This is a genomic window from Vibrio sp. Vb1755 (assembly GCF_033338635.1).
In the GTDB taxonomy this organism is placed as follows: Bacteria; Pseudomonadota; Gammaproteobacteria; order Enterobacterales; family Vibrionaceae; genus Vibrio; species Vibrio alginolyticus.
In genome coordinates, this window is sequence record NZ_JAWOTA010000227.1 from 1 (window position 1) to 1,230 (window position 1,230).

Below are 1,230 nucleotides of genomic sequence, written 5' to 3' on the forward strand. Positions count from 1 at the left end.
TCGACGATCTTCTCTATGGCTGCCAAGCTGAACAATCAAACTGGCAACATGGAGAGTCATCATGCATTGGACGTTCAACCGACTCGTGTCTACGGGTCTTTTTCTTAGCGCCTCTATCACCCACACCGCGTTTGCAAACCAAGCCACCGATGCGATTGCCCCAGAGCAAAGTACTGGGCTTGAGCACAAACAACTGATCAAAGCCAAAGACTATATGGTGACAGCAGCGAACCCAATCGCCACCCAAGCTGGTGCTGATGTACTGGAGCAAGGCGGCAATGCCATTGATGCTATGGTGGCGGTACAACTGATGCTTGGCTTAGTCGAACCACAGTCTTCCGGCATTGGTGGCGGCGCATTTTTGGTGTATTGGGATGGCGAACAACAAAAGCTCACCACTTATGATGCTCGAGAAACTGCGCCCCTTGCTGCAACCCCAACACTGTTTTTGGACGACCAAGGCCAGCCGCTGCAATTTTATGATGCCGTTGTAGGTGGACGATCTGTCGCGACGCCGGGCACCGTCAAACTGTTGTGGGATACCCACCAAAAATACGGCAAGCTGGAATGGAAAAAGATCATTCAGCCAGTGATCAACTTGGCTGAGGAAGGTTTTGCCGTCAGTCCTCGTCTCGCCAGTTTGATTGCCAACGACGCCGAGCGTTTATCACGTTTTCCGACCACAAAAGCGTATTTCTTTAACGCCGATGGCTCACCAAAAGCCGAAAGCACACGATTAAAAAATCCAGAATACGCGCAAACCTTGCAAGCCATCGCCAAGCAAGGTGCTCAAGCCTTCTATCAAGGTGATATTGCCAAAGACATTATCGCAACCGTGCAAACAGCAGTGGGTAACCCGGGCGTATTGGCACAACAAGATTTTGATACTTACCGCATCAAACAGAGAGAGCCTGTTTGTGCGGCTTATCAAAGCTACGACATCTGCGGCATGGGGCCACCAAGCTCAGGCGCGCTAACTGTCGGGCAGATCTTGGCTATCACCGAGCAATATGATCTCAAAGGCTGGGGACCAGACAGCGCCAAATCTTGGCAGGTCATTGCGGACGCATCTGGTCTCGCGTTTGCTGATCGCGGTAAGTACATGGCCGATCAAGACTATGTACCCATGCCAACCGAAGGTTTGCTGGACAAAGACTATCTCAAACAACGTGCCGAGCTTATTCAGGTAGGCAAAACACTGACGAAAGTGGAAGCCGGTAACCCACCGTG

Annotated in this window: 1 protein-coding gene; it reads left to right on the forward strand. The window is 51.4% G+C overall.

What is annotated here, in order from left to right:
* Positions 1 to 61: 61 nt before the first annotated feature.
* Positions 62 to 1,230, forward strand: a 1,169-nt coding sequence (locus R7E00_RS24115) for a gamma-glutamyltransferase family protein (protein WP_318124785.1), incomplete at its 3' end; no start/stop codon positions are given.